Below are 25,492 nucleotides of genomic sequence, written 5' to 3' on the forward strand. Positions count from 1 at the left end.
GGCCAGCCCCCACCGGGGCCGCGGACGAACGGGCAACCCGGAAGCGGAAGCGCTCAGCGGAGTTCCTCCGGGCACGGCGTGCCCCGCGACCACTGGTACGGCGCCGCGAGGCGATAGGTGCCGGCCTTGGGCGCGAGCAGCACGGTCCACTGATCACCGGACTCGTCCTCCGCGGTCTCCATCAGACACCCGTGCACGTTGTCGAACGACCGCGGAAGGCTGTCGTCCTTCTCCCGGGCCCGCTTCGACGCCTCGGTCTCCTGCGGCGTCCCCAGACTCTTGCCGTCGGCGTCCACGACGGACAGCCACGGCGAGTACGGAATCCGGATCAGCACCCGCCCCGGCCGCGTCACCTCGATGGTCAGCTCGCTCTGCTCGGCGGCGTCGACCACGGCGTGCGGCTCGGCCAGCGGCGTCGGGTCGGTGACGGCGAACAGCTGCCAGTTCGCGTCGCCCCACACCTGCTTCAGATAGGGCAGCCCGCGCTGCACCAGCTCCCGCTCGCGCTCACCGCCGGAACCGTCCGGCTCCCCCTTCGGCAGCACCACATAATGCACGGCCCAGCGCTTGAGCCATTCGTGGTAGTTCGCGGAGTTGAGGCTGTCGTCGTAGAAGAGGGGGTTGCGCTTCATGTCGTTCTGCCGGTTCCAGCCGCGCGCCAGGTTCACGTACGGGGCGAGCGCGGACGCCTCCCGGTGCGAGCGGGCGGGCACGACCTCGACACGGCCGCGCTCGGCGCTGACCTGCTGGAGCTCGTTGACCAGCGGCGCCAGCTCGCGGGCCCAGGAGGCGGCGGGCGTGGTGTGCACGACGTCGTCGACGGACTTGAAGCCGATCCACGCGTTGAGGCCGACGAACGCGACGACCGTGACGTACCACTTGCGGGAGCGCGGCACCGTGAACGGCAGCGCGGCCAGCAGCGCCACCCCCGCGAAGAGCATGGGGAGCCGGGTGATGTTGGAACCGATCTGCGAGCTGATCAGCCACACCAGCAGCACGGCGAGGGTGTAGACGGCGGACGTGATCCGGACCGTCACCCATTCCTTGGGGACGAGGGCGTAGGTGAGGACGCCGTAGACCATCGGCAGCAGCGCCGACCAGAACGACATCGGCTGCGTCCCGGAGAACGGGAACAGCCACGCCGACAGTCCGACCACGGCGGCGGGCGCGAGCCCGAGCGCGTACGCTCCCGGCCGTCTCTTCTGGAGGAACAGCGCCACGGCGACGAGCCCCACGAACAGCCCCGCCACCGGCGAGCAGGCGGTCGCGATGCCGGCGAGCGGCGCGGCGACGACGGCCTTCGCCCACCGCTTGAACCGCCAGCGGTACGGCCAGCAGAAGACGGCGGCGACGGCGCCGAGCCCGAACATCATGCCGAGCCCGAACGTGACCCGGCCGGACGCCGCGTTGCACAGCAGCGCGAAGACCCCGGCGAACGCGGGCCACAGCGGCCTGGCGACGGCCCGCGTGCGGATCAGGATCAGGGTGAGCAGACCGGCGGAGAGCGTGCCCGCGATCATCATCGTGGTCCGCACGCCGAGCACGGACATCAGATAGGGCGACACCACGCTGTACGAGACCGGGTGCATGCCGCCGTACCAGGCGAGGTTGTACGCGGAGTCGGGGTGCCGGCCCACGAACTCGGCCCAGGCGTCCTGCGCGGCGAGGTCACCGCCGCTGTTCGCGAACGTGAAGAACCAGATGAGGTGCAGGATCCCGGCGACCGCGGTGACGACCAGGACGGGATGGCGCGCGGCGAACCGCGCCGACGCCTCCCGCACGGCACCGCGCGCCTCGCGCCCGGGCCGTATTCGTACGCGGTCCGAGCCGCCCGGCTCCGCGCCCGTGTCGTCGGCACGCGTCGGCTCCGCTGTGGCCACTGCTGACACTCCCCGTACGTACCGTTGTGACGACCGAGGGGAACGTCCCGTACGCCCCGGTCCTGCCCCGGTCTCGCGACGCTAGCACGGCACCTGTGAACCGGCGCCGCGGGAGGCCGGTGGTCACCAGCCTCCCGCAAGGGCCTCAGCCGACGCGCTTGATTTTCGCTCCGAAGCCGGGCTCGGTGAGGTCGCTCTGGAGCGCGACGGGCACCTCGACGGCCCCGCCCTCCCCGTCGCCCACCTTGAGCACGCCGACCTTCGTCCCGGCGTCGGCGGTGTGCGGAACGGTTTTGCCGCTCTGGTCGGCGATCTCCAGGCGGACGGTCTTGCCGGCCCAGCCGACGGCGGTGACGTTCTTGGTCAGCACGACCGGCGTGTGCCCGCCCAGGCCGTCGTCCACGTACCCGACGACGTCGCCCTTCTTCAGGATCGTCGACGACTTCAGGGCGTCCTGGGCGGCGATCATCGCCGTCTTGCTGACCGCGTTGACGGTGTCGATGATCGGCGCCCTGTGCTGGCCGAGGATCGCGCCGACGACGGTGACGGTCTCGCCGCCGACCTCCTTGGTGGCGGCGAACAGCAGGTTTCCGCCCGCCTTCGTCGTCGTGCCCGTCTTGATGCCGATGGCGCCGTCGTACGGGACGAGCCGGTTGTAGTTGTCCCACTTCTTGCCCGACGGGTCCACCCACGACGGCAGCTTCGTGATGTCGGTGAGGGCCTTGATCTGCACCAGTTCGTTGCCGAGCTTCACCTGGTCCTCGGCGGTGGAGACAGTGCTCTCCTTCAGGCCCGAGGGGTCGGTGTACGTGGTGTTCTTCATGCCGAGCTTCTTGGCGGTGGCGTTCATCTTCTTGACGAACGCCTCCTCCGAACCGGCGTCCCAGCGGGCGAGCAGCCGCGCGATGTTGTTCGCCGACGGGATCATGACGGCCGACAGCGCGTCCTTCTCGGAGAGCTTGTCGCCCTCCTTGACGGTGTTCAGCGTCGACTCGTTCTGCCCGTCGGCGTCGTAGCCGCCCTCCTTCTCGGCGGTCTTGTCGACGGTGATCTCGGGCCCGGCCGCGCCCGCCTTCAGGGGGTGGTCGCGCAGGATGATGTACGAGGTCATGGACTTGGCGACCGAGCCGATCGGCACCGGCGTCTGCTTGCCGAAGTCGTCCATGGTGCCGATGCCCTGGACGTCCATCCAGCCCTGGCCCTCGCCCGGCCACGGCAGCTTCGTGCTGTCGCCGTCGAAGGAGTACGAGTCGTCGGCGGTCAGCGCGAGGGTCGGCGTCGGGAGCGGACGCACGGCCTGCACGATCGCAAACGCGACGATCAGGAGGATGACGATCGGCGTCCACACCTTGACCCGGCGCACCGCGGTGCGGGTGCGGGTCTCCGGCGGGGGCGGGGTGTTGGTCAGCTCGGCGAGCAGGTCGAGCGGCGGCTTCGGCGGCAACGGCTGCTGCCGCGTCCGCTCGGGCTCGGCGACGGCCGGCGTCTCCGCGGTCGTCTGCTTTCCGGCGCCGTCGTCGAGCGGCTTGAGCGGCACGAACCGGCTGGTCCGCTCGGCGTCGGACTCTTCCTTCGCCCCGGCCTTCTTGGCCCCGGCCTTCCCGGCTCCGGCCTTCCCGGCTCCGGCAGCGGGCGACTTCAGCATCGTGGTCGGCTGATCCACGGGCGGCTGAACGGCCTTGAAGACGGCGGTGGGCTGGTCCACGGCGGGCGGCTTGGGGGTGGTCGCCTTGGCATCGGCCGCGGGCTCGGCCTTGGCGTCAGTCGCGGGCTCGGCGTCGTCAGCCTCCGACTTGCCGTCGGCGGCGGGCTTGCCGTCGTCCTCGGGCTCTTCGGCGTCGTCGGCCTCGGGCTCGTCGGCGTCCTTGGCATCCTTGGCGTCCGCCGCCTTGGGTGCGGCGTCCGGGGCGACGAGCTTGGCCTCCGCGGCCTCTGCCTCGGCCTCCAGTGCGGCCGCCTTGGCCACGGCCTCCGTCACGGCGGGCTCGGCGTCGACAGGCTCGGAGTCGGCGGGCTCGGCGTCGGCAGGCTCGGACCGCGGGTCCTCGGCGGCCGTGGGCCGTGCGTCCGAGTCCTGAGCGTCCTGCGCGTCCTGGGCGTCCTGGGCGTCCTGCGCGTCCGAGGCGTCGGCCTCCGTGTCCGCGGGCTCGGCAGCGGTGCCGTCGGCGTCCGCGGCGCCCTCGTGGTCGTCCTCCGCGGTGTCCTCGGCGCCGGCGGGCCGGGAATCCTCGGGACGGGCGTCAGCGGGCTCGACAGCCGACTTCCCGGCGCCGGTGTCCTCCGCGTCCTCGGCACCGTCCGCCGAAGCCGCGCCCTTCGCGTCCGCGTCCGCGCCCTCGGGCTCGGCATCGGCGGACCCGGCGCCCGAGTCCTCGGCACCCGCGTCCTCGCCCGGCTCGGCCCCGTCGGACCCCGCACCGGCGGAGCCCTCCGCGCTGTCACTCGTACCGCCGCCGGAGACCCACGCGGCCACGGCGGCGCGCAGCCGCGCGTCGCCGGGTTCGTCCGCGCCGGAACCCGTCCCGGAGGGCGACCCCGTCTCCGTGCTCGTGGAACCGGATCCGGAACCGGACCCCGTCCCCGCCGCGTCACGGACGGAGAAGACCGCCGTAGCGCGATCCACCTCCGGGCTCGTCTCCCGCGCCACGGCAAGGCGCGGATCGCGCTCCTGCGAGCCCGGGCCTCCCGACGCCTGCTGCTCTCCCGACCTGTCGGGGGTCCCCGCCACCGATGCCTCCTCGACCGCTAACCACTAGACGCCGACGCAAACCAGCGCTGTCCGAACCATGTACCAGTGTCCTGTGTGGGGGCTTAACCCTGGTGGTAGACGAGAACGACATACCTACTGGTTCCCACCCAAAGCCCCCACGCACTCTCGACAGACCAATGTGAGAGGGGTCACCCTGTCAGACATCCACGCGGGGAGGCATGGATGGGCAGGAGCCGCAGAACACTTCCGGAGGAGCTTCTGCTGCTCGCTCTGGACCCGGCCACGGGTACCACAGCGCAGCCGCAGTCGCTCGACCTAGGTCTGGCCGGAGCACAGCTAGTAGAGCTGGCGCTGGCCGGACGGATAGCCCCAGACGGGGATCGTATCGCCGTGGTGGCACCACGGCCGACCGGAGATCCGACTCTGGACTGCGCGTTGGAGTTGCTGCGAAGGCGTGGCGCTCCCGTGCGGGCAGTCCACTGGATTGGCGGGCCACGCCTTGGCCTTCGCCAGACCTACCTCTCGCACCTGGAGCGGTGCGGCATGGTGCATGCCGTGGCCGGCCAGATGTGCGGGGTACTGCCGACGACTCGCTACCAGGCGACGGACACGGCGATCAGCCGGGAGATCAGGGCCCGGCTGGACAGTGCGATCCGTACCGGCGTCCCGCCGGACCCACGGACCGCGGCGCTCGCCGCACTGGCCCACGCGGTCGGACTCGGCAAGCACCTGTACCCGGGCAACGAGGGACGATCGTCCCGCTCCCGGTTGCGGGATCTGATCAGGCACGACCCGATGGGCGGCCTCGTGGCGCACGCCGTGATGGACGTCCAGAACGGGGTGGCCGCGCAGCCACGCCGTTCGCCCGCCACCCCGGCGGGCCGGGGCGCACCGGAACCCGCACGGGGCGTTCCGATGCAACAGCCGCGCCACGGTCCCATGGCGCGCGTCGCGGCGCACTGAGGAGACTCGGCAGCCACGGCACGGCACGACCCGCACCAGCGCCGCACCGCAGTCCCCAAGACCCGGTTCGGGAGCCGCTGTACCGCGCGGGGTGATGCACCGGACGTCCGTCTCCGCACCGCGGAGCGGGCCCCGGGGCATCACCCCGCGCGGTCGCGTGTCGGGGGTCGGCCGCTCGCATATCAGCTGTTTGGCAGCGGTGGCGGCCCTTTGGTGGCAATCTGCTGAGCAGCAGATACGCAACGTACAAAAAAATGCACGCAGCCGGAGGTGCACGTCCCGTGGCGTCCAACGTCAATCCCACCGTCAGGCGACGCCGGTTGGGCCAGGAGCTGCGGAGGCTCCGGGAGCTCAAGGGCATGACCGCCGAGGAGGTCGCCGAGCGCCTGCTGGTGTCGCAGTCGAAGATCAGCCGCCTGGAGAACGGGCGGCGCAGCATCAGCCAGCGCGATGTGCGCGACCTCTGCGGGGTCTACGAGGTCGAGGACCACCGCATCGTGGACTCGCTGATGCAGATGGCCAAGGACTCGCGCCAGCAGGGCTGGTGGCACTCCTTCGGCGACATCCCGTACAGCGTGTACATCGGCCTGGAGACGGACGCGGCGAGCCTGCGCGTCTACGACCCCCAGGTCGTGCCCGGCCTGCTGCAGACCCGCGGCTACGCCGAGGCGCTCATCAACGGCGCGCTGCCGGAGACGACGCCGTCGGACATCGACAAGCGCGTCCAGGTCCGGATGCGGCGCCAGGAGCGCATCCAGGCGCCCGACAACCCGCTGCGACTGTGGACGGTGCTCGACGAGGCCGCGCTGCGCCGCACGGTCGGCGGCCGGGGCATCATGCGCGAGCAGCTGGAGCACCTGGTCGAGCAGTCCCAGCTGCCGCACGTCACCGTCCAGGTGATCCCGTTCGAGATGGGCGCGCACCCGGGGCTCAACGGGCAGTACGCGATCCTGGAGTTCCCCGACGCGGCGGATTCCAGCGTGGTCTACATCGAGGGCGTCACGAGCGACCTCTATCTGGAGAAGGCCAACGACGTACAGAAGTACAGCGTCATGTACGAACATTTGCGGGCACAGGCGCTGAACGTGGAGCAATCGCGACAGTTCATCTCCGAGATCGCCAAGGAGTACGCTCGCTGACGATCTTCGGGCGTTATTCTGGAAGATCGAATTCCGGACGGATTCGGCATTCTCCGCGACTTCGGGACAAAGGCGCCGCACGGTACACCTTCGCCTCTGGCGAATGGAAGACCCCAGTGGAATATGCCATCCGGTCGAGTGAATGGCCGCTTCACGCACCCGAGTTGGCGAGTAGCGTCGATCACGCCACCAAGACACCATCGTTGGCGAGAACCGCTCTGGATCACGGAGCGGGACGTAATTCGACCACTGGTCGACCACTGGCTAAACCGGAGCGAACATGGCAATCCAGCAAGGCGCCACGGAATCCTGGATCAAGTCCTCGTATTCCACGGGCAACGGCGCATGCGTCGAGGTCAAGTCCCCCGTGGTCCACGCGATCGCGGTACGGGACTCGAAGGTCGTGGAAGGGCCTTCGATCGGCTTCACGCCCGGCTCGTGGACCGCGTTCGTGCACGAGGTGAGCACGGGCACGTTCTGACCGGGCCGAGAGGCCCCCGGCACCCAGCGTGCCGAGGCACCACGGCTCAACAACCGCATACGCACAGCGAGTATCACTGTGGGGGCCCTCTCGACTGGTTCGCCGTCCTGGCCGAGGGGGCTCGGCCGTGTCAGCGCAGCCGGTCCACGTAGCGGTCCGTCCCGGGCACGGTCGGGACGAAGGGCGCCATCAGTTCCACCCGTGCTCCGAGCCCCGCGCCCGCCACCCGCTCCCCGAGCCCCGCGAAGTGCTCCTGCCAGCACTCGCGCGGATCCGCCTCCAGGAACCACAGCAGCGTCAGCCGGGTGTCGACGCCCTCGACCTGCTTCACGTACGTCATTCTGTCGCCCGGCAGCGGCGTCGGCCGGAAGAGCGTGACCAGGGCCGCCGGTGACCCCGCGAGCGTCTTCGGCAGGTGCCGCGCCCGCAGCCACTCCACCAGGCCGGCCCGCTGCTCCGGCCGCTCGACGTCGATGACCTCCAGGACCAGACCCGCGTACGGGTGGTCGAGCGCGTGGAAGTCGCGCGGTCCCGCCGCCCCGTCCCGGTAGACGGTCGCCTCGTGGTCCTGGAAGGCCGTGAAGACGTGGGTGCGGTCCTGGTAGACCCGGCCGTCGCGGTTGAGCCGCTTGTTGATGCCGACGGTCCACTTCATGTGCTCGTCGTAGCGGCCCTCGGTGACCCAGTACGTGGAGAGGTAGCAGCCGGCCGTGACCGGCTCGGCGACCGCCGACTTCTCCGGGTAGCGCAGGAGCTGGAGGTCGCGGGTGGCGACCCAGCGGCGCCCGGCGAACATCCAGGGCATGGCCATCGCCCCGGCGTAGTAGTGGTCGTCCTCGTACCAGCGGTTGTACGCGTACTCGTGCCCCGGATGCGGTTCGACCATGGTGATCAGGGCGTGCCCGGGGCGTATTCCGTACGGCCCGACGGCCGCCAGTTCCGCGTACGCCTCGCTGTGGGTGTCCATGCCGGTCCCCTTCCGTCCTCCGTGCGACGCCCCTACTCTGACGCTCCGTCAGAAAGATGGCCAGAGCCAGGAGGCGACCGATGGGGAATGAGCTGCTCGCCGGGAAGACCGTGATCGTCTCCGGGGTCGGCGCCGGGCTCGGCCACCAGGTGGCCGCGGCCGTGGTGCGCGACGGGGGCAACGCGGTGCTCGGAGCGCGCACGGAGGCCAATCTGGCCAAGGCCGCGGCCGAGCTGGACCCGGACGGCGCCCGGACCGCGTACCGGGCCACGGACATCACCGACGAGGAGCAGTGCGCGGCCCTCGCGGCCCTGGCGCGCGAGCGGTTCGGCGGGGTGGACGCCGTGGTCCATGTCGCGGCCTGGGACAGCTACTTCGGCGGCCTGGAGGACGCCGACTTCGAGACCTGGCGCCAGGTGATCGACGTGAACCTGCTCGGCACGCTGCGGATGACCCGGGCCTGCCTGCCCGCCCTCAAGGAGCGCGGCGGCTCGGTCGTCATCATCGGGACGCAGTCGGCGGTGGCCGCGCCGAACGAGGTGTGGCAGGCGGCGTACGCGGCGTCGAAGGGCGCGCTGACGAGCGCGATGTACTCCCTGGCGCGGGAGCTGGGGCCGCACCGGATCCGGGTGAACACGGTGCTGCCGGGCTGGATGTGGGGCCCGCCGGTGCAGGCCTTCGTCCAGTTCACGGCGCAGACCGAGAAGGTGCCGGAGGAGGAGGTCCTGGGGCGGCTCACCGAACGGATGGCGCTGCCCGAACTCGCCACGGACGGCGATGTGGCGGACGCGGCGGTCTTCTTCGCCTCCGACCGGGCCCGCGCGATCACCGGCCAGCAACTCCTGGTGAACGCGGGCGAACTCATGCACTGACCACGCTGGGCCGAGACTCCTTTCACGCGACCGCACGGGACCCGCATCCCGTGCGGTCGTTCGCGTCTGTGCGCTGCTTGTGGCTACTGACGAAGTGCCCGCTCATGGTGTGGCCCCGGTCACGTTCACGACAACTCCCCGCCTGGTCACGAAAATGCAAAATCGTTCGGCTTGCTGATCTCGGTTCACATCCATGACCGTGAGAGCTCTTGACCGGCTCCCCGAACAAGGGGTTCAATCCCCGAAGTCCCCACTCCCGCACGGGGGCGCCCGCTGAAACGGACGTACTGACGAAGAGCCGCAACGTTCACAAGGCGGACCCCTGGAGGGGGCACATGAACAGTCTCGACTGGGTCGTGCTCATCGGCTATTTCGGCATCATGGTCGCGATCGGCGTCTGGTCCCACAAACGCGTGGACAACGTCTCCGACTTCTTCACCGCGGGCGGCAAGATGCCGTGGTGGCTGTCGGGCATCTCGCACCACATGTCCGGCTACAGCGCGGTGATGTTCACCGGGTACGCCGGCATCGCGTACACGTACGGCGTGACGTCCTTCGTCACCTGGTCCTTCCCGATCGCGATCGGGATCGCCATCGGCGCCAATCTGTTCGCGCCGCGCATCAACCGGCTGCGCTCGCGGCTCCACGTGGCCTCGCCGCTGGAGTACCTGAAGAACCGCTACAACCTGCCGACCCAGCAGGCGCTCGCCTGGTCCGGCATGCTGCTGAAGATCGTGGACGTGGCGGCGAAGTGGGCGGCCATCGCCACCCTGCTCTCGGTGTTCACCGGCATCTCCCTCAACCAGGGCATCCTGATCACCGGCGCCATCACCGCCGTCTACTGCACCATCGGCGGTCTGTGGGCCGACGCGCTCACCGAGCTGGGCCAGTTCATCATCCAACTGCTCGCCGGCGTCTCGATGTTCGTCGCGGTCGTCATCAAGCTCGACGACAAGAACATCGGCTTCCTCGACGCCTGGAACCGGCCCGAGCTCCAGGGCCACGGCAAGCCGCTGGTCGGCCAGTACGGCGCGGTGTTCCTGCTCGCGTTCCTGTTCATCAAGCTCTTCGAGTACAACGGCGGCATGCTCAACCAGGCCCAGCGCTACATGGCCACCGGCTCACCCCGCGAGGCCACGCGCTCGGCCCGGCTGTCGGCGGTCCTGTGGCTGGTGTGGCCGGCGGTCCTGTTCTTCCCGATGTGGATGTCGCCGCTGCTCGTCCACGCGCAGAAGCCGGACGGCTCCGACTCCTACGGCCTGATGACCGAACAGCTGCTGCCGCACGGTCTGCTGGGCCTGGTCATCGTCGGCTTCTTCTCGCACACCATGGCCATGTGCTCCTCGGACGCCAACGCCATCGCCGCCGTCTTCACCCGGGACGTCGCTCCGGTGCTCTCCGCCAAGGCGCGGTCCTGGAACGAGCGGCGGGGCCTGATCGCCGCCCGGGTGACGACCGTCGTCTTCCTCGGCCTGTCCATGGCGGTGGCCACGCAGGTCAACTCGCCGACCTTCAAGGACATCATCACCGTCGTCATCAAGTGGGTCGCCGGGCTGATGGGGCCGATCGCGATCCCGATGATGCTGGGGCTGCTGCGGCCGTTCCGCAAGTCCGGGCCGACCGCCGCGCTGACCAGCTGGGCGATGGGGCTGCTGGCCTTCTGGCTGGTCAACTACCCGATCAGCTGGAACGTGGACGGGGGCGTCCCGCTCCAGTACCAGGTCTCGATCCCGCTGGCGGTGTCTCTCGTCCTGTACATCGGCATCGGCTTCGTCAAGCCCGAGGACACGCCCGAGCGCGACGACATCATCGAGCGCATCAACACGGACGACGACTCCGGCGCGGCCGCAGCCGTCCCGGCCCCGGCCACCGCCCAGGACGACGTCCAGCGGTTGTAGGCAGGGTGTCGCGCCCCTGGGCGAGCGCAGCTCGTTCCAGGGGCGCGGGGAACTGCGCGAGAAGCGGCCACCGGGCCGCGCGTGACGAACTACCCGGCGGCCCGGGGATACCGCGCCAGCCAGCCCTCCGACGCACCGGCCGGCCCGTGCAGCGCGGCCCCCTGCGTCATCTCCATGGCGAAATCATCGGCCAGCTCCAAGATCGTGGGCCGACCCTCAAGCTCCACCACCCACGCCGGAGGCAACGCGGTCTCCCCGTGCAACGCCCCCAACAACCCCCCGCACAACGCCCCGACGGCAGCCGAAGGCCCGTCGTGGTGAACGGCGAGCCCGAGCCCGTGCCGGATGTCCTCCCCGACCAGCGCGCAGTACACGGCCCCGGCAAGCGCCCCGACGGCCCCGCCGTCACCGACCAGCTCCCCGACCCGCGCGGCGTTCGGCATCCCCTGCCGCACGGCCCCCAGCGCATGCTTGAGCGCGTCCACGACCGGCGGATGCCCGGGCCGGGCGGCGAGCAGGGCGAGAGCGCGCTGCACGGCGGCGTCCAGCGAGTCCCCGCGCGCGAGGGCGTGCACGATCACGGCGTAGGCGCCCGCCGACAGATACGCCTCGGGCGCCCCGTGGGTGTGGACGGCACACTCGACGGCCAGCTGGAGCACGAGCTGCGGCTCCCAGCCGACCAGCAGCCCGAACCCGGCGGACCGCGTCGCCGCCTCGGGCCCGTCCGCGTCGGGGTTCTTGGGCTTGTCCAGGGTGCCCATGACGTCGTTGCCGAGCCCGAGCAGGCAGGCGGAGGCGGCACCGCGGCGCGCGTACAGCCACTCCTCGCGGGCCAGCCAGCCGTCCTCCTTGCGCCGCTCGTCGGGCCCCCAGTCGCGCTGGGTGGCGGCCCACCGCAGATAGGCGCGGTGCACGTCGGTGGGCGGATGCCAGGCGCCGGTGTCGCGGCGCACCTGGGCGCGGATCAGCCCGTCGACGGTGAACAGCGCGAGCTGGGTGGCGGCGGTGACGGCGCCGGTGCGGCCGAAGGCGGGCAGCAGCTCGGCGCCGCTCGCCTTCGGGGCGTCCTCCGGGGCCTTCTCGTCGAGCGGGGCGCCCAGCGCGTCGCCGAGCGCGGAGCCGAGCAGCGCGCCGCGCACCCGGCTGCGGAAGTCCTGCTGTTCGGCGCGGCCCCAGACGGCCCCGGCGGCGGGTGGTGCGCCCATGGCTCTCCTTCGCTGCCCTGCGGCCCTCGACTCGCAGCACTGTAATCGACCAGGAACGTTCGCTTCAGTGATCCAAGCGACCTCAACTGGTATGGGAAGAGACGCCCTTGTGGTCACTTCGGCACGTATTTGCCCTGTTCGCGAAGGTACAGAAGAGTCCGCTTCCTGAGGTTCCCGCTCCGTTCACCGCCCCGTCGCGCCCCGCTCTCCGACGGGCCGAAGCATCCGCCTCATGACGCACACGAAGCAGCAGATGACGCGTGTCAGGGGCACGGTCACCGCTCTGTCGGCCGCCGCCTTCCTGGCCACTCTCGCAGCCCCCGCGGCCTCCGCGCACTCCGCACACGCCGGGCACCACGCATCGTCCGCCCGGATCCCCTTCACGCAGGCCGTGGTGACGGCGGCGGCGACCCCGGGCACGTACGAGATCACCTGGAAGGCGCCCGGCACCCGGCACGTCACCGTCAAGGCGAACGGCCGCACCGTGGCGAGCGGCGGCTCCACCGGCAAGGTGAAGGTCACCGGTCTGCCCGCGCACGTCGACCGCCAGTGGTTCGACCTCACCCCCGACCACGGCCGCGGTCTGCGCCTGGCCGACCGTCTCGTCAAGCTGGACGGCGCGGTGAACTTCCGCGACGCCGGCGGCTACCGCACCACCGACGGCCACTGGGTGAAGATGGGCGAGATCTACCGCTCGGACGCGCTCGACAAGCTGACCGGCGCCGACCTCGCCAAGCTGAAGCGGCTCGGCATCGACACGGACTTCGACCTGCGGATGGCCTCCGAGCGCTCCGCCGCGCCCGACCGGGTCCCGAGCGGCACCTCGTACGTGGTCGCGGACGTCCTCGCGGGCCAGGACACCGGCACCACGCTGCCCACGACCGAGGCCGCGGCCGTCGCCATGATGACCGAGGGCGAGAAGTTCATGGTCAGCGGCGCCTCCGCGAAGAGCGCCTACCAGAAGGTCTTCGGCGGCATCGCCGACGGCGACAGCGTCCTCTTCCACTGCACGGCGGGCAAGGACCGCACGGGCTGGGCGAACGCCGCGCTGCTCACCGCGCTCGGCGTTCCCCGCGAGACGGTCATGGCCGACTACCTCGCCTCGAACGACTACCGCGCCGAGGCCAACGCGGCGGCCCTCGCCTCGATGCCGCCGGAGCAGGCCAAGGTCTACAAGCCGCTCCTCGACGTCCGCGCCGAGTACCTGAACTCCGGCTTCGACGAGGTGAGGAAGACCTTCGGCTCCTTCGACGCGTACGAGCGCCAGGGCCTCGGCCTCAGCAAGAGCGAACTCCGCGACCTCAAGCGCGACCTGCTGGTCTGAGCGGCGCCCGCCCTCAGTCCTCCAACACGGGCAGCAGCTCCGGCAGATGCCCGTCCGAGGCCGCCGCCGCGTGGACCCGTTCGTCCGGGACGGTGCCGTACAGGGTCGTCCGGGGCTTCGCCGGGCGGCCCGCCGCGTCGGCGACCGCGATCAGGTCCTTGACGGACTTGTACGAGCCGTAGGAGGAGCCCGCCATGCGGGAGATGGTCTCCTCCATCAGGGTGCCGCCGAGGTCGTTGGCGCCGGAGCGGAGCATCTCGGCGGCGCCCTCGGTGCCCAGCTTCACCCAGCTGGTCTGGATGTTGGGGATGTGCGGGTGGAGCAGGATGCGGGCCATGGCGGTGACGGCACGGTTGTCGCGGGTGGTCGGGCCGGGGCGGGCGATGCCCGCCAGGTAGACCGGAGCGTTGGTGTGGATGAACGGCAGCGTCACGAACTCCGTGAAGCCGCCCGTCTCCTGCTGGATGCCGGCCAGGGTCCGCAGATGCCCGAGCCAGTGGCGGGGCTGGTCCACATGCCCGTACATCATCGTGGACGAGGAGCGGATGCCCAGTTCGTGGGCCGTCTTGATGACCTCGATCCAGGTGGCCGTGGGCAGTTTGCCCTTGGTGAGGACCCAGCGGACCTCGTCGTCGAGGATCTCGGCGGCCGTGCCGGGGATCGAGTCGAGGCCCGCCTCCTTGGCGGCGGTCAGCCACTCGCGGATGGACATGCCGGTGCGGGTCGCGCCGTTCACGACCTCCATCGGTGAGAAGGCGTGGACGTGCATGCCGGGCACGCGTTCCTTCACGGCCTTCGCGATGTCGAAGTAGGCCGTGCCGGGCAGGTCCGGGTGGATGCCGCCCTGCATGCAGACCTCGACCGCGCCGACCTCCCACGCCTGCTGGGCCCGGTCCGCGACCTGGTCGAGCGACAGGGTGTACGCGTCGGCGTCCGTGCGGCGCTGGGCGAAGGCGCAGAAGCGGCAGCCGGTGTAGCAGACGTTCGTGAAGTTGATGTTCCGCGTGACGATGTACGTGACGTCGTCGCCGTTCACCGTTCTGCGGATGTCGTCGGCGACCTTGCAGAGGGCGTCGAGGGCCGGGCCGTCCGCGTGCAGCAGGGCGAGGGCCTGGTCGTCGGTGAGCTTCGTCGGGTCGTCGGCCGCGACCGCCAGCGCCTCCCGTACGTCGCCGTCGATGCGGGACGGGACCATGCCGGGCGCCGCCTGCTCGCGCAGCGCCTCCCAGTCGCCGTACACCTCGTCGAAGTCGTCGCGGCGGTCGGACGTGCGGCCGTCGGTGTCGATGGTGCGGTGCAGGTCGGTGCGGCCCGAGGAGGCGACGTAGCCCTCGTCGGGCTCCTGCCACGGGCGGCCCACGACCGGCGCGTCCGCGATCGCGAGGCCGGTGTCCGGGTCGGCCAGCGCGCGCACGTGCGGGAGCAGGCGCGGGTCGAGCCACGGCTCGCCGCGCGTCACGAACTCCGGGTACACGCACAGCCGTTCGCGCAGCTCGAAACCGGCCTGCGCCGACTGCCCGGCCAGCTCCTCCAGCTTCGGCCACGGCTTCTCGGGGTTGACGTGGTCGATGGTCACCGGGGAGACGCCGCCCCAGTCGTCGATGCCCGCGCCGATGAGCCGCGTGTACTCGCCGTCGACCAGGTTCGGCGGGGCCTGGAGATTGCCGGACGGGCCCATGATGTGCCGGGCGACGGCGACCGTGGCGACGAGGTCGTCGAGGTCGGCGTCGGGCATGCCGCGCATCGCCGTGTCCGGCTTCGCGCGGAAGTTCTGGATGATCAGTTCCTGGATGCCGTGGTACGAGCGTGCGGTGCGGCGCAGCGCGAACAGCGACTCGGCGCGCTCCTCGTAGGTCTCGCCGATGCCGATCAGCAGCCCGCTGGTGAAGGGGACCGAGGAGCGGCCGGCGTCCTCCAGGACCCGCAGCCGCACGGCCGGTTCCTTGTCCGGGGAGCCGTGGTGCGGCATGCCGGGCTCGGACCACAGGCGTTCGGCGGTCGTCTCCAGCATCATGCCCATGCTCGGCGCGACGGGCTTGAGGCGCTGGAAGTCGGTCCAGGAGAGCACCCCGGGGTTGAGGTGCGGGAGCAGGCCCGTCTCCTCCAGGATGCGGATGGATATGGCGCGCACGTAGGCGATGGTGTCGTCGTAGCCGTGCGCGTCGAGCCACTCGCGGGCCTCGGGCCAGCGGTCCTCGGGCTTGTCGCCGAGGGTGATGAGGGCTTCCTTGCAGCCGAGTTCGGCGCCCTTGCGCGCGACGTCCAGGACCTCGTCCGGCGACATGAACATCCCGTGCCCGGCGCGCCGCAGCTTGCCGGGGACGGTCACGAACGTGCAGTAGTGGCACTTGTCGCGGCACAGCCGGGTGAGCGGGATGAAGACGCTCTTGGAGTACGTGATGACGCCGGGCCGGCCCGCGGCCTCCAGGCCCGCGTCGCGCACCCGGGCGGCCGACGCCGTGAGGTCGTCCAGGTCGGCGCCGCGCGCCTGGAGCAGCACGGCGGCCTCCGTGACATCGAGCGCGACGCCGTCCCTGGCCCGTTTCAGGGCGCGGCGCATCGCGTTGGCCGTGGGCCGGTCGGTCTGCTGCGTCTGGGGTACGGCGTCCTGATCACTCATGAATTGAGCATACGAGCGGTGCCCCGCGGCCCACGAGAGCGCACCCCGGGGGCGTTCCGCGCGGCCCCTCACACGTACTGGGCATAGTCGTCCAGCGTCTTCAGCACGGTCGCGGTGTCCCCCGGCGGCAGTTGCAGGACGACCTCCTCGATGTCCTGCTCGGCGTAGTGCGCGAGTTTGCCCGGGGTCGGCAGCACCGCGTACGGCACGATCGTCAGCGCGTCGGGGTCCCGGCCCGCCTCCTGCCAGCGCTCCTTCAGCTCGGGCAGGGTCCGGCTCAGCCCGGCGCCGCCGATGGGCATCCAGCCGTCGGCGTAGGCGCAGATGTGCGTGAAGAGCTTCGGGCCGGCGGCGCCGCCGACGAGGGTGCGGGGCGCGCCGCCGCGCACCGGTTTGGGGAAGGCGTGGCTGGCGCGGACGCCCGGGCCGGACTCGCCCTCGTACGCCGTGGGTCCGTCGGCCCACAGCGCCCGCATCACGCCCATCCGTTCGAGGACGAGGTCGCGGCGGGCGCGCCAGTCGGTGACGCCGTGGTCGGCGGCCTCCTCGCGGTTCCAGCCGAAGCCGACGCCGAGCGTGAAGCGGCCGCCGGAGAGGTGGTCGAGGGTGGCGATCTGCTTGGCCAGGGCGATCGGGTCGTGCTCCATGGGCAGGGTGACGCCGGTGCCGAGCGTGAGGCGGTCGGTGACGGCGGCGGCCTGGGCGAGGGCGACGAACGGGTCGAGGGTGCGGGTGTACTCGCGGGGCAGGTCACCGCCGTTGGGGTACGGGGTGGTGCGCTCCACGGGGATGTGGGTGTGCTCGGGGAGGTAGAGCCCGGCGAAGCCGCGCTGCTGGAGTTCGCGGGCGAGGCGCACCGGCGTGATGGTCTCGTCGGTCAGGAAGATCGTGGTCGAGATCCGCATGCGGCTTTCCTACCGGCGGGGGTTCCAGGAGTCCATGGGCAGGGCTACGCTCCCCTGATCGCATTCCGCGACAGCTCTTTACCGGCCTTTTGCGAAAGGCGGTACGGAGTTCTCATCGCGTCATTCTTCACGGGGGTATTCCGATGTCTGTGCGTTCACGTCCCGCGGCGGTGCTGGTGCTGCTGGGAGCGCTGCTGTTCGGGGCCGTACCGGCGACGGCGGCCCCGCGCACCGGAGCCGTGACGGTGTCGGCGGCCGCCGCTGCGGCGGGGCACGAGCCCGCGTCGGCGTCGGCGCCGCGCAAGGTCACGGTGGCCAAGTCGGTGACGCGGATCGGCAAATCCAAGCGGCGGCACAAATCGCGGCACGGCGGGTCGATCGGCAAAGTCGGCCTGATCCTGATCATTCTGCTGGTGCTCGTGGTGCTGGTCGTCGTGGGCCTGTTCCGCAAACGCTCCCGGTCGTAATCCGCCGCTCCCCTTCCATTGGAGAGCGGTTAACGGCTCAATACCAGAGTTGCCCGGGCCACATCCGACACTCTGGGGAGCCGCCACATGTGCACGGACGCCGATCACGGAGACGACAGAGGAGACCTCGGCAGGCGCGCGCTGCTGGTGACCGGCGCGGCCACCGCGCTTACGCTCGGCACCATGAGCTTCGCCGACGCCGCCGAGGGCTCTTCGTCGACCCGCACGCTGACGGGCACGCTGCCGCCGGGCGCGCCCGACTTCGTGTACCTGCCGGTCGAGGTGCCGCGCGGGGTACGGGAGATCAGGGTCGCGTACACGTACACGAAGGCCACGGTGCCGGCGGGTACGCAGAACAACGCGCTGGACATCGGCCTCTTCGACGAGCGCGGCACGGCGCTCGGCGGCGAGGGCTTCCGGGGCTGGTCGGGCGGGGCCCGCAGCGAGTTCTTCGTGCGCGCCGACGACGCGACGCCCGGCTATGTGCCGGGGCCGGTGCGGGCCGGGACCTGGCACATCGCGCTGGGCCCGTACACGGTGGCGCCGGACGGACTGCCGTACACGGTCACGGTGACGCTCACCCACGGCGAGCCCGGCGAGACGCCCGTGCCGTCCTATCCGCCCCAGCGGGCGCGCGGGCGCGGCCGGGCCTGGTACCGCGGCGACTGCCATCTGCACTCCTGGTACTCGGACGGCCGGCGCACGCCCGCCGAGATCGGCGCGCTGGCGCGGGCGGCGGGCCTGGACTTCATCAACACCTCCGACCACAACACCCAGTCCGCGCACGCGCATTGGGCGGACGTGGCGGGCGACGACCTGCTGGTGATGCTCGGCGAGGAGATCACTACCCGCAACGGCCATGTCGTCGCCCTCGGCACCGACCCGGGCACGTTCGTGGACTGGCGCTACCGGGCGCGGGACAACCGCTGGGCGAAGTACGCCGACCGGATCCGGCGGGCGGGCGGTCTGGTCGTCCCGGCGCATCCGCACGCGACGTGCATCGGCTGCGGCTGGAAGTTCGGCTTCGGCGAGGCGGACGCGGTGGAGGTGTGGAACGGCCCGTACACGGCGGACGACGAGGTCTCCCTGGCCGACTGGGACAACACCCTTGTCTCCTACGCCCGTTCACGCGGCAGCGGCGGCCGCGGCTCCTGGCTGCCCGCGATGGGCAACAGCGACGCCCACCGCGATCCGGACCGGGTCGGCGGCCCCCAGACGGTGGTCCTCGCCGACGATCTGACGTGGGCCGCGATCCAGGCGGGCATCAGGGCGGGGCACGCCTACGTCGCCGAGACCAAGGACGTCGAGGTCGCCTTCACGGCGAGCGGCGGCCGGGGCCGGACGGCCGGTCTCGGGGAGCGCCTCGCGGTCGCCGCCGACACCCCGGTGACGGTGACCCTGGAGGTCAGGGGCGCCCCCGGCTGCACCCTGCACATCGTCACGGACGAGGGCACCCTGTTCACGTCGGCACCGCTGCCCGACTCCGGTACGGGCACGGCGACCTGGCACACGACTCCGTCCTACGCGGCCTACGTCCGGGCCGAGGTCCGCCACCCGGCGACGGTGCCGGGGCTGCCCGGCGCCCTGACGGCGTTCACGAACCCGATCTTCCTGGGGGCGTGAGCCGCGCCCGGCGCATCTAGGACGGAGGCTGGCCTAGATGACTCCTACCGTGGCACAGCCGGCACCCCAGCGGCCCCGAGAGGACCCGGGGACGGTTCCCAGCAGCTCACGGAAGGCGGACATCATGACCACCGAAGAGACGCTCACCCGCGCACAGGACGAGCACACCACCGCGGTCCCCACCGGCGAGCACGCCGACTGGCTCGAAGGGCTGGCCAAGCAGCGGCACTTCCTCCGGTTCACAGCGCGCGACCTCACCGACGAGCAGGCCGGTCTGCGGACCACCGCCAGTGAGCTGTGCGTGGGCGGGCTGATCAAGCACCTCACCTCGGTGGAGCGGAGCTGGGTGCGGTTCATGCAGCACGGCCCGTCGGCGATGCCCGACTTCACCGCCATGACCGAGGAGGACTGGGCCCAGCGCGCGGAGAGCTTCCGGATGCTGCCCGGCGAGACGCTGGCGGGCGTCCTGGCCGCCTATGAGGAGGCGGCCCGCGACACCGACGCCGTGGTGGTCTCGCTGCCCGACCTGAACGCGTCCTGGCCGCTGCCGAAGGCCCCGTGGCACGAGCCCGGCACCGCCTGGTCGATCCGCCGCGTCCTGATGCACCTCGTGGCCGAGACCGCCCAGCACTGCGGCCACGCCGACATCATCCGGGAGTCGCTGGACGGCGCGCAGAGCATGGCCTAGCGAGCCAGGCCCCGATCGCCTCGACATCGTCACCGCGCAGCCCGCGCCCCGGGTCCACCCGGTACAACAGCGCGGCACCCGCCAGTCGGTCCCGCCCCCACACCCGGTCCGCGGGACCGACCTCGTCATCGACCCAGACGAACGAACGCCCGGCGGCCCACGCCACCAGGGTGCGGAGCTTCCAGTGCGTGCCGTCCCCGGGCGGCTCGTCCGCCGTGTCGGGCCATTCCACGACCGGGAGCGCGGGCAGGCCGAGCCACGGGGCCACGGACGCGTTGGCCTCGGCGCCCCAGGTCGTGGCCCACACCAGCTCGCACGGCAGCGCGCGCAGCAGCGGCCCGAGGGCCGGGTCGACACGGGGCAGGAGGGGGTTCTCGTGCGGGCCCGGGGTCCAGGGGCCCGGGTACGTGCGATGGCCCGCCGGGTTCCCGAAGGGGATCAGCGGGCCGTCGACGTCGAGGAAGAGCAGGGGCGCGTCCGTCATGCGCCCAGCATCCGCCGCCCTACTCCTCCACCACCAGCACCTCGGTCTGGCGGTTCAGGATCTCGCCGCGGAAGAAGGCCGGGCTCCTGCGGCCCATCACCAGCATGATCAGGACGCCGATGAGCAGCAGGCCGACGCCGATGACGAAGACCGAGCCGATGCCGAAGACCGAGGAGCCGCTGCCGTACTCCGGGTTCCACATGTCCACCAGGGTCTTCACGAAGACCGCCGACAGCAGGAGGCCGCCCAGGGCCGGGAACAGGCCCTTGAAGGCGAAGTCGCGGAGGGAGGCGGTCAGCTCCGCCTTGAAGTACCAGGCGCAGGCGAACGCCGTCAGCGCGTAGTAGAAGCAGATCATGAGGCCGAGCGCGTAGATCGTGTCGACGAGGACGTGCTCGGAGACCAGCGTCATGACCGTGTAGAAGACGGCCGTCGCGACGCCCGCCGTGACGGTGGCCCGGCCCGGCGTCCTGAAGCGCGGGTGGACGCGGGCGTACGAGGCCGGGAGCGCCTCGTAGGTCGACATGGCGAGGACGGTACGGGCGACGGGGATGAACGTCGTCTGGAGGCTGGCCGCCGCCGAGGCGAGGACCGCGACGAAGAGCAGGATGCCGAGGGTGGGGCCCATCACCGGACCGGCCAGCGCGGCGAAGACGTTGTCGGAGGTGTCCGGGTTGGCAAGGCCGAGGCCCTTCCCGCCGGAGCCGACGATCATCTGGGCGGCGACGCCCGTGGCCAGGTAGGAGCCGACGAGGACGACCATCGCGATGAGCGCGGCGCGCCCCGGCGTCCGGTCGGAGCCGATCGTCTCCTCGTTGGCGGTCAGGCAGGTGTCCCAGCCCCAGTACATGAAGATCGACAGGGACAGCCCGGCGGTGAACGCGCCGAAGGACTGCACCGAGAACGGGTTCAGCCACGACCAGGAGAAGTGCGCCGAGGTCGGGAAGTCCGCCGAGCCCGCCTTCGACACCGCCATCACGACGAAGACGGCGAGCACCACCAGCTGAAGGCCGACCAGGGTGTACTGCACGCCCTTCGTGGCGGTCATCCCGCGATAGCTGATCGCGGTCGCCGCCGCGATCAGGGCCAGGCACGTGAGGATGTGGACGGCCTTGTTGCCGTCGAGGTCCGCCACGGAGGCGCTGTTCGTGATCTCTCCGGCGAGCAGCCAGAAGTACGAGGTCGCGACGCCGGCCAGATTCGACAGCACGATGATCGTCGCGATGACGAGACCCCAGCCGCACATCCAGCCCACGCGCGGCCCGAAGGCCTTCACGGTCCAGGTGAAGGACGTGCCGCAGTCCGGCATCACCTTGTTCAGCTCCCGGTACGCGAACGCGACCAGCAGCATCGGCAGGAACCCGGCCAGGAACACCGCGGGCATCTGGAGACCGACCTCGCCGGCCGTGGAGCCGAGGGTCGAGGTGAGGCAGTAGACGGGCGCGACCGTGGAGATGCCGATGACGGCACTGCCGAGCAGCCCGACGGAGTTCCCGCCGAGGCCCTTGCCCCCGCTCTTCCCTGTGCCCTCCTGGGGCCGCACGTCCAGCTGAGTCATGAACAGGACGTTAAATCCTGCGGTTTCCACATCTGGCGGGATTCACACCGTCTGCACCACTTGCCAATCGATGGGCAATCCGGGCAATCACTTTCGACTCAGCTGGACAATTACAGACTGCGGCTGTCAATGCAAGGAGATCGGCCCGGTGTCCGATATTCGGTAATCGCAGCCGGGTCCGATATGCCCCGTTCAAAATTTTCCCGTGACGGTTGGGTCACGTCGCCCGGGTCACGTCACCCGGGCCACACGATCGACTGCAGCTCGCTGTACGCGTGCAGCGCGTACGAGCCGACGTCGCGCCCCACCCCGCTCTTCTTGAACCCGCCGAACGGCGCCTCCATGTTCCGCCCGACCGTGTTCACCCCGACCCCGCCGGCCCGCAGCCGCCGCGCGACCCGGAAGGCGCGGGCGACGTCGCCGGACCAGACGTAGTCGATGAGCCCGTAGTCGGAGTCGTTGGCCAGCGCCACCGCCTCGTCCTCGTCGCCCGGCCCCTCCCCGTCGAAGGGGACGACCGTCACGACCGGCCCGAAGATCTCCTCGCGCACCACCCGCATGTCGTTGGTGCAGCCGGCGAGCAGCGTGGGCGCGACGTAGAACCCCGTGTCCGTGCCGGGACCGGCGGGCCGTTCCCCGCCCGCGACCACCGTCGCCCCCTCCTTGCGCCCCAGCTCCACGTACGACTCCACGCGCTCGCGGTGCGCCGCCGAGATGACCGGCCCGACGACCGTGCCCCGCTCCCTCGGGTCGCCGACCTTCATGAACCCGATGTACGCGGTGAGCTTGTCGACGAACGCGTCGTACACCGAGCGGTGCACGAGCGCCCGGGTCGGCGCCGTGCAGATCTGCCCGCTGTAGAAGGCGTACGTGGTGCCGATCCCGGCGACGGCCGAGTCCAGGTCGGCGTCGCCGAAGACGATCGCGGCGCCCTTGCCGCCCAGCTCCATCAGCTGCCGCTTCATGGAGCGCCCGCACACCTCGCCGATGCGCTGACCGACGGCGGTGGAGCCGGTGAAGCTGACCATGTCCACGTCCGGAGCGTCGACGGCCGCCTCGCCGACGTCCACGGCTGCCCCGCTGACCACGTTCACCACACCCGGCGGCGCCCCGGCCTCCGCCAGCGCGGCCGCCATCCGGTACACGGAGAGCGGGTCCTGCGGGGCGGGCTTCACGACGACGGTGTTGCCCATGGCGAGCGCGGGCGCGACCTTGCCCGCCGGGTTGGCCCACGGGTTGTTGTACGAGGTGATGCAGGTGACGACGCCGACCGGCTGGCGCACCGCGAGCGCGCCCATCACCCCGGCCTTCCCCATCGGCCCGGCCTCGTTGATCTGCGGCGCCAGCCCTTCCTCGACGGGTTCGAGGGCGCCGCGCGCGTACCGCCGGAACCGGGTGACGCCGACGCCGACCTGCATCCCGCGCGCCGTCCCGGTGGTGGCGCCGCTCTCGGCCTGCGCCAGCTCGGCGTTGGCCGCGAAATCGCGCTGCATCAGGTCGGCGGCCCGGTCGAGGATCGCGGCCCGCTCCTGGGGCGTCGTGCGCGACCAGGGCCCGAAGGCGTCGCGGGCGGCGCGCGCGGCGTCGTGCACCTGCTGCCGCGTGGCCTCGGGGGCGGCGCCGACGACCCGCTCGCTCGCCGGGTCGACCACGTCGTACGTACCGCCCGCGGGCTCGACCCACTCGCCCCCGATGAACAGCTTTCCCGAGGTGTCGTCCACAGCGCTCACTTGGTGCTCACCGTCCGGGTGTCCTGCCCCGAGCGGAGCACCTTGCCGGGCACGGCGCCGCTGACGACGTCGCCGCGGATGGCCTCGACCCCGTTGACCCACACCGCCGTGATGCCGATGGCCTTGGAGTCGAGGCGGGGGCTGTCGCCGGGCAGGTCGTGCACCAGGGTCGCCTTGCCCGCGTCGATGGCCTCCGGGTCGAAGAGCACCAGATCGGCGTGGAAGCCCTCCTGGACCGTCCCGCGCTCGCGCAGCCCGAACAGCTCGGCCGGGTCCGAGGTCAGCATCTTCACGGCCTGCTCCAGGGAGACCAGCCTGCGCCCGCGCAGACAGTCCCCGATGAACCGGGTCGTGTACGGGGCCCCGCACATCCGGTCCAGGTGCGCCCCGGCGTCGGAGCCGCCCAGCATGACGTCCTCGTGGCCCCAGGCCTCGGCGCGCAGCGCCCACGAGTCGGGGTCGTTGTCGGTCGGCATCGGCCACAGGACCGTCCGCAGCCGGTCGTTGGCGCAGATCTCGACCAGGGCCTCGAAGGGCTCCTGCCCGCGCTCGGCGGCGATGTCCTTCACCACGCGCCCGGTCAGCCCCGCGTTCGCCTCCGAGTAGGTGTCCCCGATGACGTACCGCCCGAAGTCGGCGAGCCGCCGGAAGACGCCGGCCTCCTTGCTGTCGGCGCGGCGCAGCATCTCGGCGCGCACGTCCGGGTCCCGGAGCCGCTCGATCCGCTCGTCCACGGGCAGCCCGAGGACGTCGCCCCAGCCGGGGATGAGGTTGAGCGCGCAGAACGTGCCGAGCGACATGTTCATCGGGGTCAGGATCGGCATGGTCAGGGCGATGATCCGGCCGCCCGACTCGCGGGCCCGCTCACTCGCGGCGAGCTGGCGCGGTACGCGTTCGGGGACGGCGGCGTCGATGGTCAGCACGTTCCAGTTCAGGGGCCGCCCGGCGGCGGCGCTCATCTCGACGAACAGGTCGATCTCGTCGTCGCTGAACTGATCGAGGCACCCGGCGACGATGGCCTCGATCTGGGTGCCCTCGTGCTCGCCGACCGCCTTGCTGAGCGCGATGAGTTCGGCGGGCAGCGCGTGCCGCGACGCGACCGGCTTGCCGTCACCGTCGGAGTGCGTGGAGGACTGGGTGGTGGACAGCCCCCAGGCACCGGCGTCCATGGCCTCGTGGAACAGCGCGAGCATGGCGTCCATCTGCTGCTCGCTGGGCTGCCCGCCGACGGCGTCCGCCCCCATCACGTACCGGCGCAGCGCGCAGTGCCCCACCATGAAACCGGCGTTGACCGCGATCCGTCCGTCGAGGGCGTCGAGGTACTCCCCGAACGAGTTCCAGCTCCAGGGCGCCCCCTCTTCGAGCGCGACCAGCGACATCCCCTCGACCTTCGACATCATCCGCCGCGTGTAGTCGGCGTCGTCGGGCCGCTCGGGGTTGAGCGGGGCGAGCGTGAAGCCGCAGTTGCCGCCCGCGACCGTGGTCACACCATGGTTGAGGGAGGGCGTCGCGTACGGGTCCCAGAACAGCTGCGCGTCATAGTGCGTGTGCGGATCGACGAACCCGGGAGCGAGCACGAGCCCCGAGGCGTCCTCGCTCGTCCGCGCCCGCTCGGCGACGGCTCCGGGCTCGGCGATAACGGCGATGCGCCCGTCACGGATGCCGACATCGGCGACGTAGGCGGGGGCACCGGTCCCGTCGACGACGGTGGCGCCCTTGATCAGGTGGTCGAGCATGCCTGCTCCTCAACGATCGAGCCCAGCAGAATCAAGCCCCCGACGGGGCACATCAAGCTCCTCCTGGCGGGGTCACAACAAGCCCCTCGGCGGGGCACAACAAGCCCCTCCGGCGATTGAGGAACGGGGTCCGGGGCAGAGCCCCAAACCAAGCCCCTCCGGCGATTGAGGAGCGGGGTCCGGGGCGGAGCCCCGTGACAGCGACAAGAGGGGAGCCCCGGCCCTCCTGTCCGGGAGGAGGA

At 71.3% G+C, this 25,492-nt stretch carries 19 protein-coding genes; 9 read left to right on the forward strand and 10 right to left on the reverse strand.

What is annotated here, in order from left to right:
* Positions 1-53 precede the first annotated feature (53 nt).
* Positions 54-1,880, reverse strand: coding sequence for an MFS transporter (locus ABII15_RS16860; protein ID WP_353943148.1), 1,827 nt, complete (start codon positions 1,878-1,880; stop codon positions 54-56).
* A 145-nt stretch (positions 1,881-2,025) separates the two neighbouring features.
* Positions 2,026-4,608 carry a D-alanyl-D-alanine carboxypeptidase gene (locus ABII15_RS16865; protein ID WP_353943149.1) on the reverse strand — a complete coding sequence of 861 codons (2,583 nt, stop codon included), beginning with the start codon at positions 4,606-4,608 and terminating at the stop codon, positions 2,026-2,028.
* 204 nt (positions 4,609-4,812) lie between these two features.
* On the opposite strand from ABII15_RS16865, the gene ABII15_RS16870 reads away from it, so the two are divergent.
* From ABII15_RS16870 to ABII15_RS16880, 3 genes are all read left to right on the forward strand, one after another.
* On the forward strand, positions 4,813-5,553 hold the full coding sequence (locus ABII15_RS16870) for a GPP34 family phosphoprotein (protein ID WP_353943150.1): 741 nt from the start codon (positions 4,813-4,815) through the stop codon (positions 5,551-5,553).
* Positions 5,554-5,834: 281 nt separating this feature from the next.
* Positions 5,835-6,692, forward strand: coding sequence for a helix-turn-helix transcriptional regulator (locus ABII15_RS16875; RefSeq protein ID WP_353943151.1), 858 nt, complete (start codon positions 5,835-5,837; stop codon positions 6,690-6,692).
* Between the two features lie 280 nt (positions 6,693-6,972).
* Complete coding sequence (locus tag ABII15_RS16880) at positions 6,973-7,173, forward strand: DUF397 domain-containing protein (protein ID WP_353943152.1); 201 nt, start codon at positions 6,973-6,975, stop codon at positions 7,171-7,173.
* Positions 7,174-7,303: 130 nt separating this feature from the next.
* Here the strand turns inward: ABII15_RS16880 and ABII15_RS16885 are convergent, their stop codons facing one another.
* Entirely contained in the window at positions 7,304-8,140 is an 837-nt protein-coding gene (locus ABII15_RS16885) for a hypothetical protein (protein ID WP_353943153.1), read from the reverse strand.
* A gap of 80 nt (positions 8,141-8,220) precedes the next feature.
* On the opposite strand from ABII15_RS16885, the gene ABII15_RS16890 reads away from it, so the two are divergent.
* On the forward strand, positions 8,221-9,012 hold the full coding sequence (locus ABII15_RS16890) for an SDR family oxidoreductase (protein ID WP_353943154.1): 792 nt from the start codon (positions 8,221-8,223) through the stop codon (positions 9,010-9,012).
* Positions 9,013-9,347: 335 nt separating this feature from the next.
* Positions 9,348-10,910, forward strand: a complete 1,563-nt coding sequence (locus ABII15_RS16895; protein ID WP_353943155.1) for a sodium:solute symporter family protein — start codon at positions 9,348-9,350, stop codon at positions 10,908-10,910.
* Positions 10,911-10,999: 89 nt separating this feature from the next.
* On the opposite strand, the gene ABII15_RS16900 is transcribed toward ABII15_RS16895, so the two are convergent.
* On the reverse strand, positions 11,000-12,115 hold the full coding sequence (locus ABII15_RS16900; protein ID WP_353943156.1) for an ADP-ribosylglycohydrolase family protein: 1,116 nt from the start codon (positions 12,113-12,115) through the stop codon (positions 11,000-11,002).
* 232 nt (positions 12,116-12,347) lie between these two features.
* Here ABII15_RS16900 and ABII15_RS16905 point away from each other — a divergent pair, with 232 nt between their 5' ends.
* The gene (locus ABII15_RS16905; RefSeq protein ID WP_353943157.1) at positions 12,348-13,439 is read left to right on the forward strand and encodes a tyrosine-protein phosphatase; all 1,092 of its coding nucleotides are present in this window, start codon (positions 12,348-12,350) and stop codon (positions 13,437-13,439) included.
* A gap of 13 nt (positions 13,440-13,452) precedes the next feature.
* Here ABII15_RS16905 and ABII15_RS16910 read toward each other — a convergent pair whose 3' ends face one another.
* Together ABII15_RS16910 and ABII15_RS16915 are read right to left on the reverse strand one after the other, a co-directional pair.
* Positions 13,453-16,059 carry a bifunctional FO biosynthesis protein CofGH gene (locus ABII15_RS16910; RefSeq protein ID WP_353943158.1) on the reverse strand — a complete coding sequence of 869 codons (2,607 nt, stop codon included), beginning with the start codon at positions 16,057-16,059 and terminating at the stop codon, positions 13,453-13,455.
* A gap of 68 nt (positions 16,060-16,127) precedes the next feature.
* Complete coding sequence (locus tag ABII15_RS16915; RefSeq protein WP_353943159.1) at positions 16,128-16,964, reverse strand: TIGR03619 family F420-dependent LLM class oxidoreductase; 837 nt, start codon at positions 16,962-16,964, stop codon at positions 16,128-16,130.
* Positions 16,965-17,113: 149 nt separating this feature from the next.
* On the opposite strand from ABII15_RS16915, the gene ABII15_RS16920 reads away from it, so the two are divergent.
* From ABII15_RS16920 to ABII15_RS16930, 3 genes are all read left to right on the forward strand, one after another.
* Complete coding sequence (locus ABII15_RS16920; RefSeq protein ID WP_353943160.1) at positions 17,114-17,431, forward strand: hypothetical protein; 318 nt, start codon at positions 17,114-17,116, stop codon at positions 17,429-17,431.
* A gap of 87 nt (positions 17,432-17,518) precedes the next feature.
* Positions 17,519-19,054, forward strand: a complete 1,536-nt coding sequence (locus tag ABII15_RS16925; protein ID WP_353943161.1) for a CehA/McbA family metallohydrolase — start codon at positions 17,519-17,521, stop codon at positions 19,052-19,054.
* Positions 19,055-19,178: 124 nt separating this feature from the next.
* The gene (locus ABII15_RS16930; RefSeq protein ID WP_353943162.1) at positions 19,179-19,742 is read left to right on the forward strand and encodes a DinB family protein; all 564 of its coding nucleotides are present in this window, start codon (positions 19,179-19,181) and stop codon (positions 19,740-19,742) included.
* On the opposite strand, the gene ABII15_RS16935 is transcribed toward ABII15_RS16930, so the two are convergent.
* The 4 genes from ABII15_RS16935 to ABII15_RS16950 all read right to left on the reverse strand — a co-directional run bounded on the left by ABII15_RS16935 (position 19,702) and on the right by ABII15_RS16950 (position 25,250).
* Entirely contained in the window at positions 19,702-20,226 is a 525-nt protein-coding gene (locus tag ABII15_RS16935; protein ID WP_353943163.1) for an HAD domain-containing protein, read from the reverse strand. The genes ABII15_RS16930 and ABII15_RS16935 overlap by 41 nt on opposite strands.
* Before the next feature lie 19 nt (positions 20,227-20,245).
* The gene (locus ABII15_RS16940; protein ID WP_353943164.1) at positions 20,246-21,784 is read right to left on the reverse strand and encodes an APC family permease; all 1,539 of its coding nucleotides are present in this window, start codon (positions 21,782-21,784) and stop codon (positions 20,246-20,248) included.
* 236 nt (positions 21,785-22,020) lie between these two features.
* Positions 22,021-23,505 carry an aldehyde dehydrogenase family protein gene (locus ABII15_RS16945; RefSeq protein ID WP_353947092.1) on the reverse strand — a complete coding sequence of 495 codons (1,485 nt, stop codon included), beginning with the start codon at positions 23,503-23,505 and terminating at the stop codon, positions 22,021-22,023.
* 5 nt (positions 23,506-23,510) lie between these two features.
* On the reverse strand, positions 23,511-25,250 hold the full coding sequence (locus ABII15_RS16950; RefSeq protein WP_353943165.1) for a D-aminoacylase: 1,740 nt from the start codon (positions 25,248-25,250) through the stop codon (positions 23,511-23,513).
* Positions 25,251-25,492 lie beyond the last annotated feature (242 nt).

This window comes from Streptomyces sp. HUAS MG91 (assembly GCF_040529335.1).
In the GTDB taxonomy this organism is placed as follows: Bacteria; Actinomycetota; Actinomycetes; order Streptomycetales; family Streptomycetaceae; genus Streptomyces; species Streptomyces tabacisoli.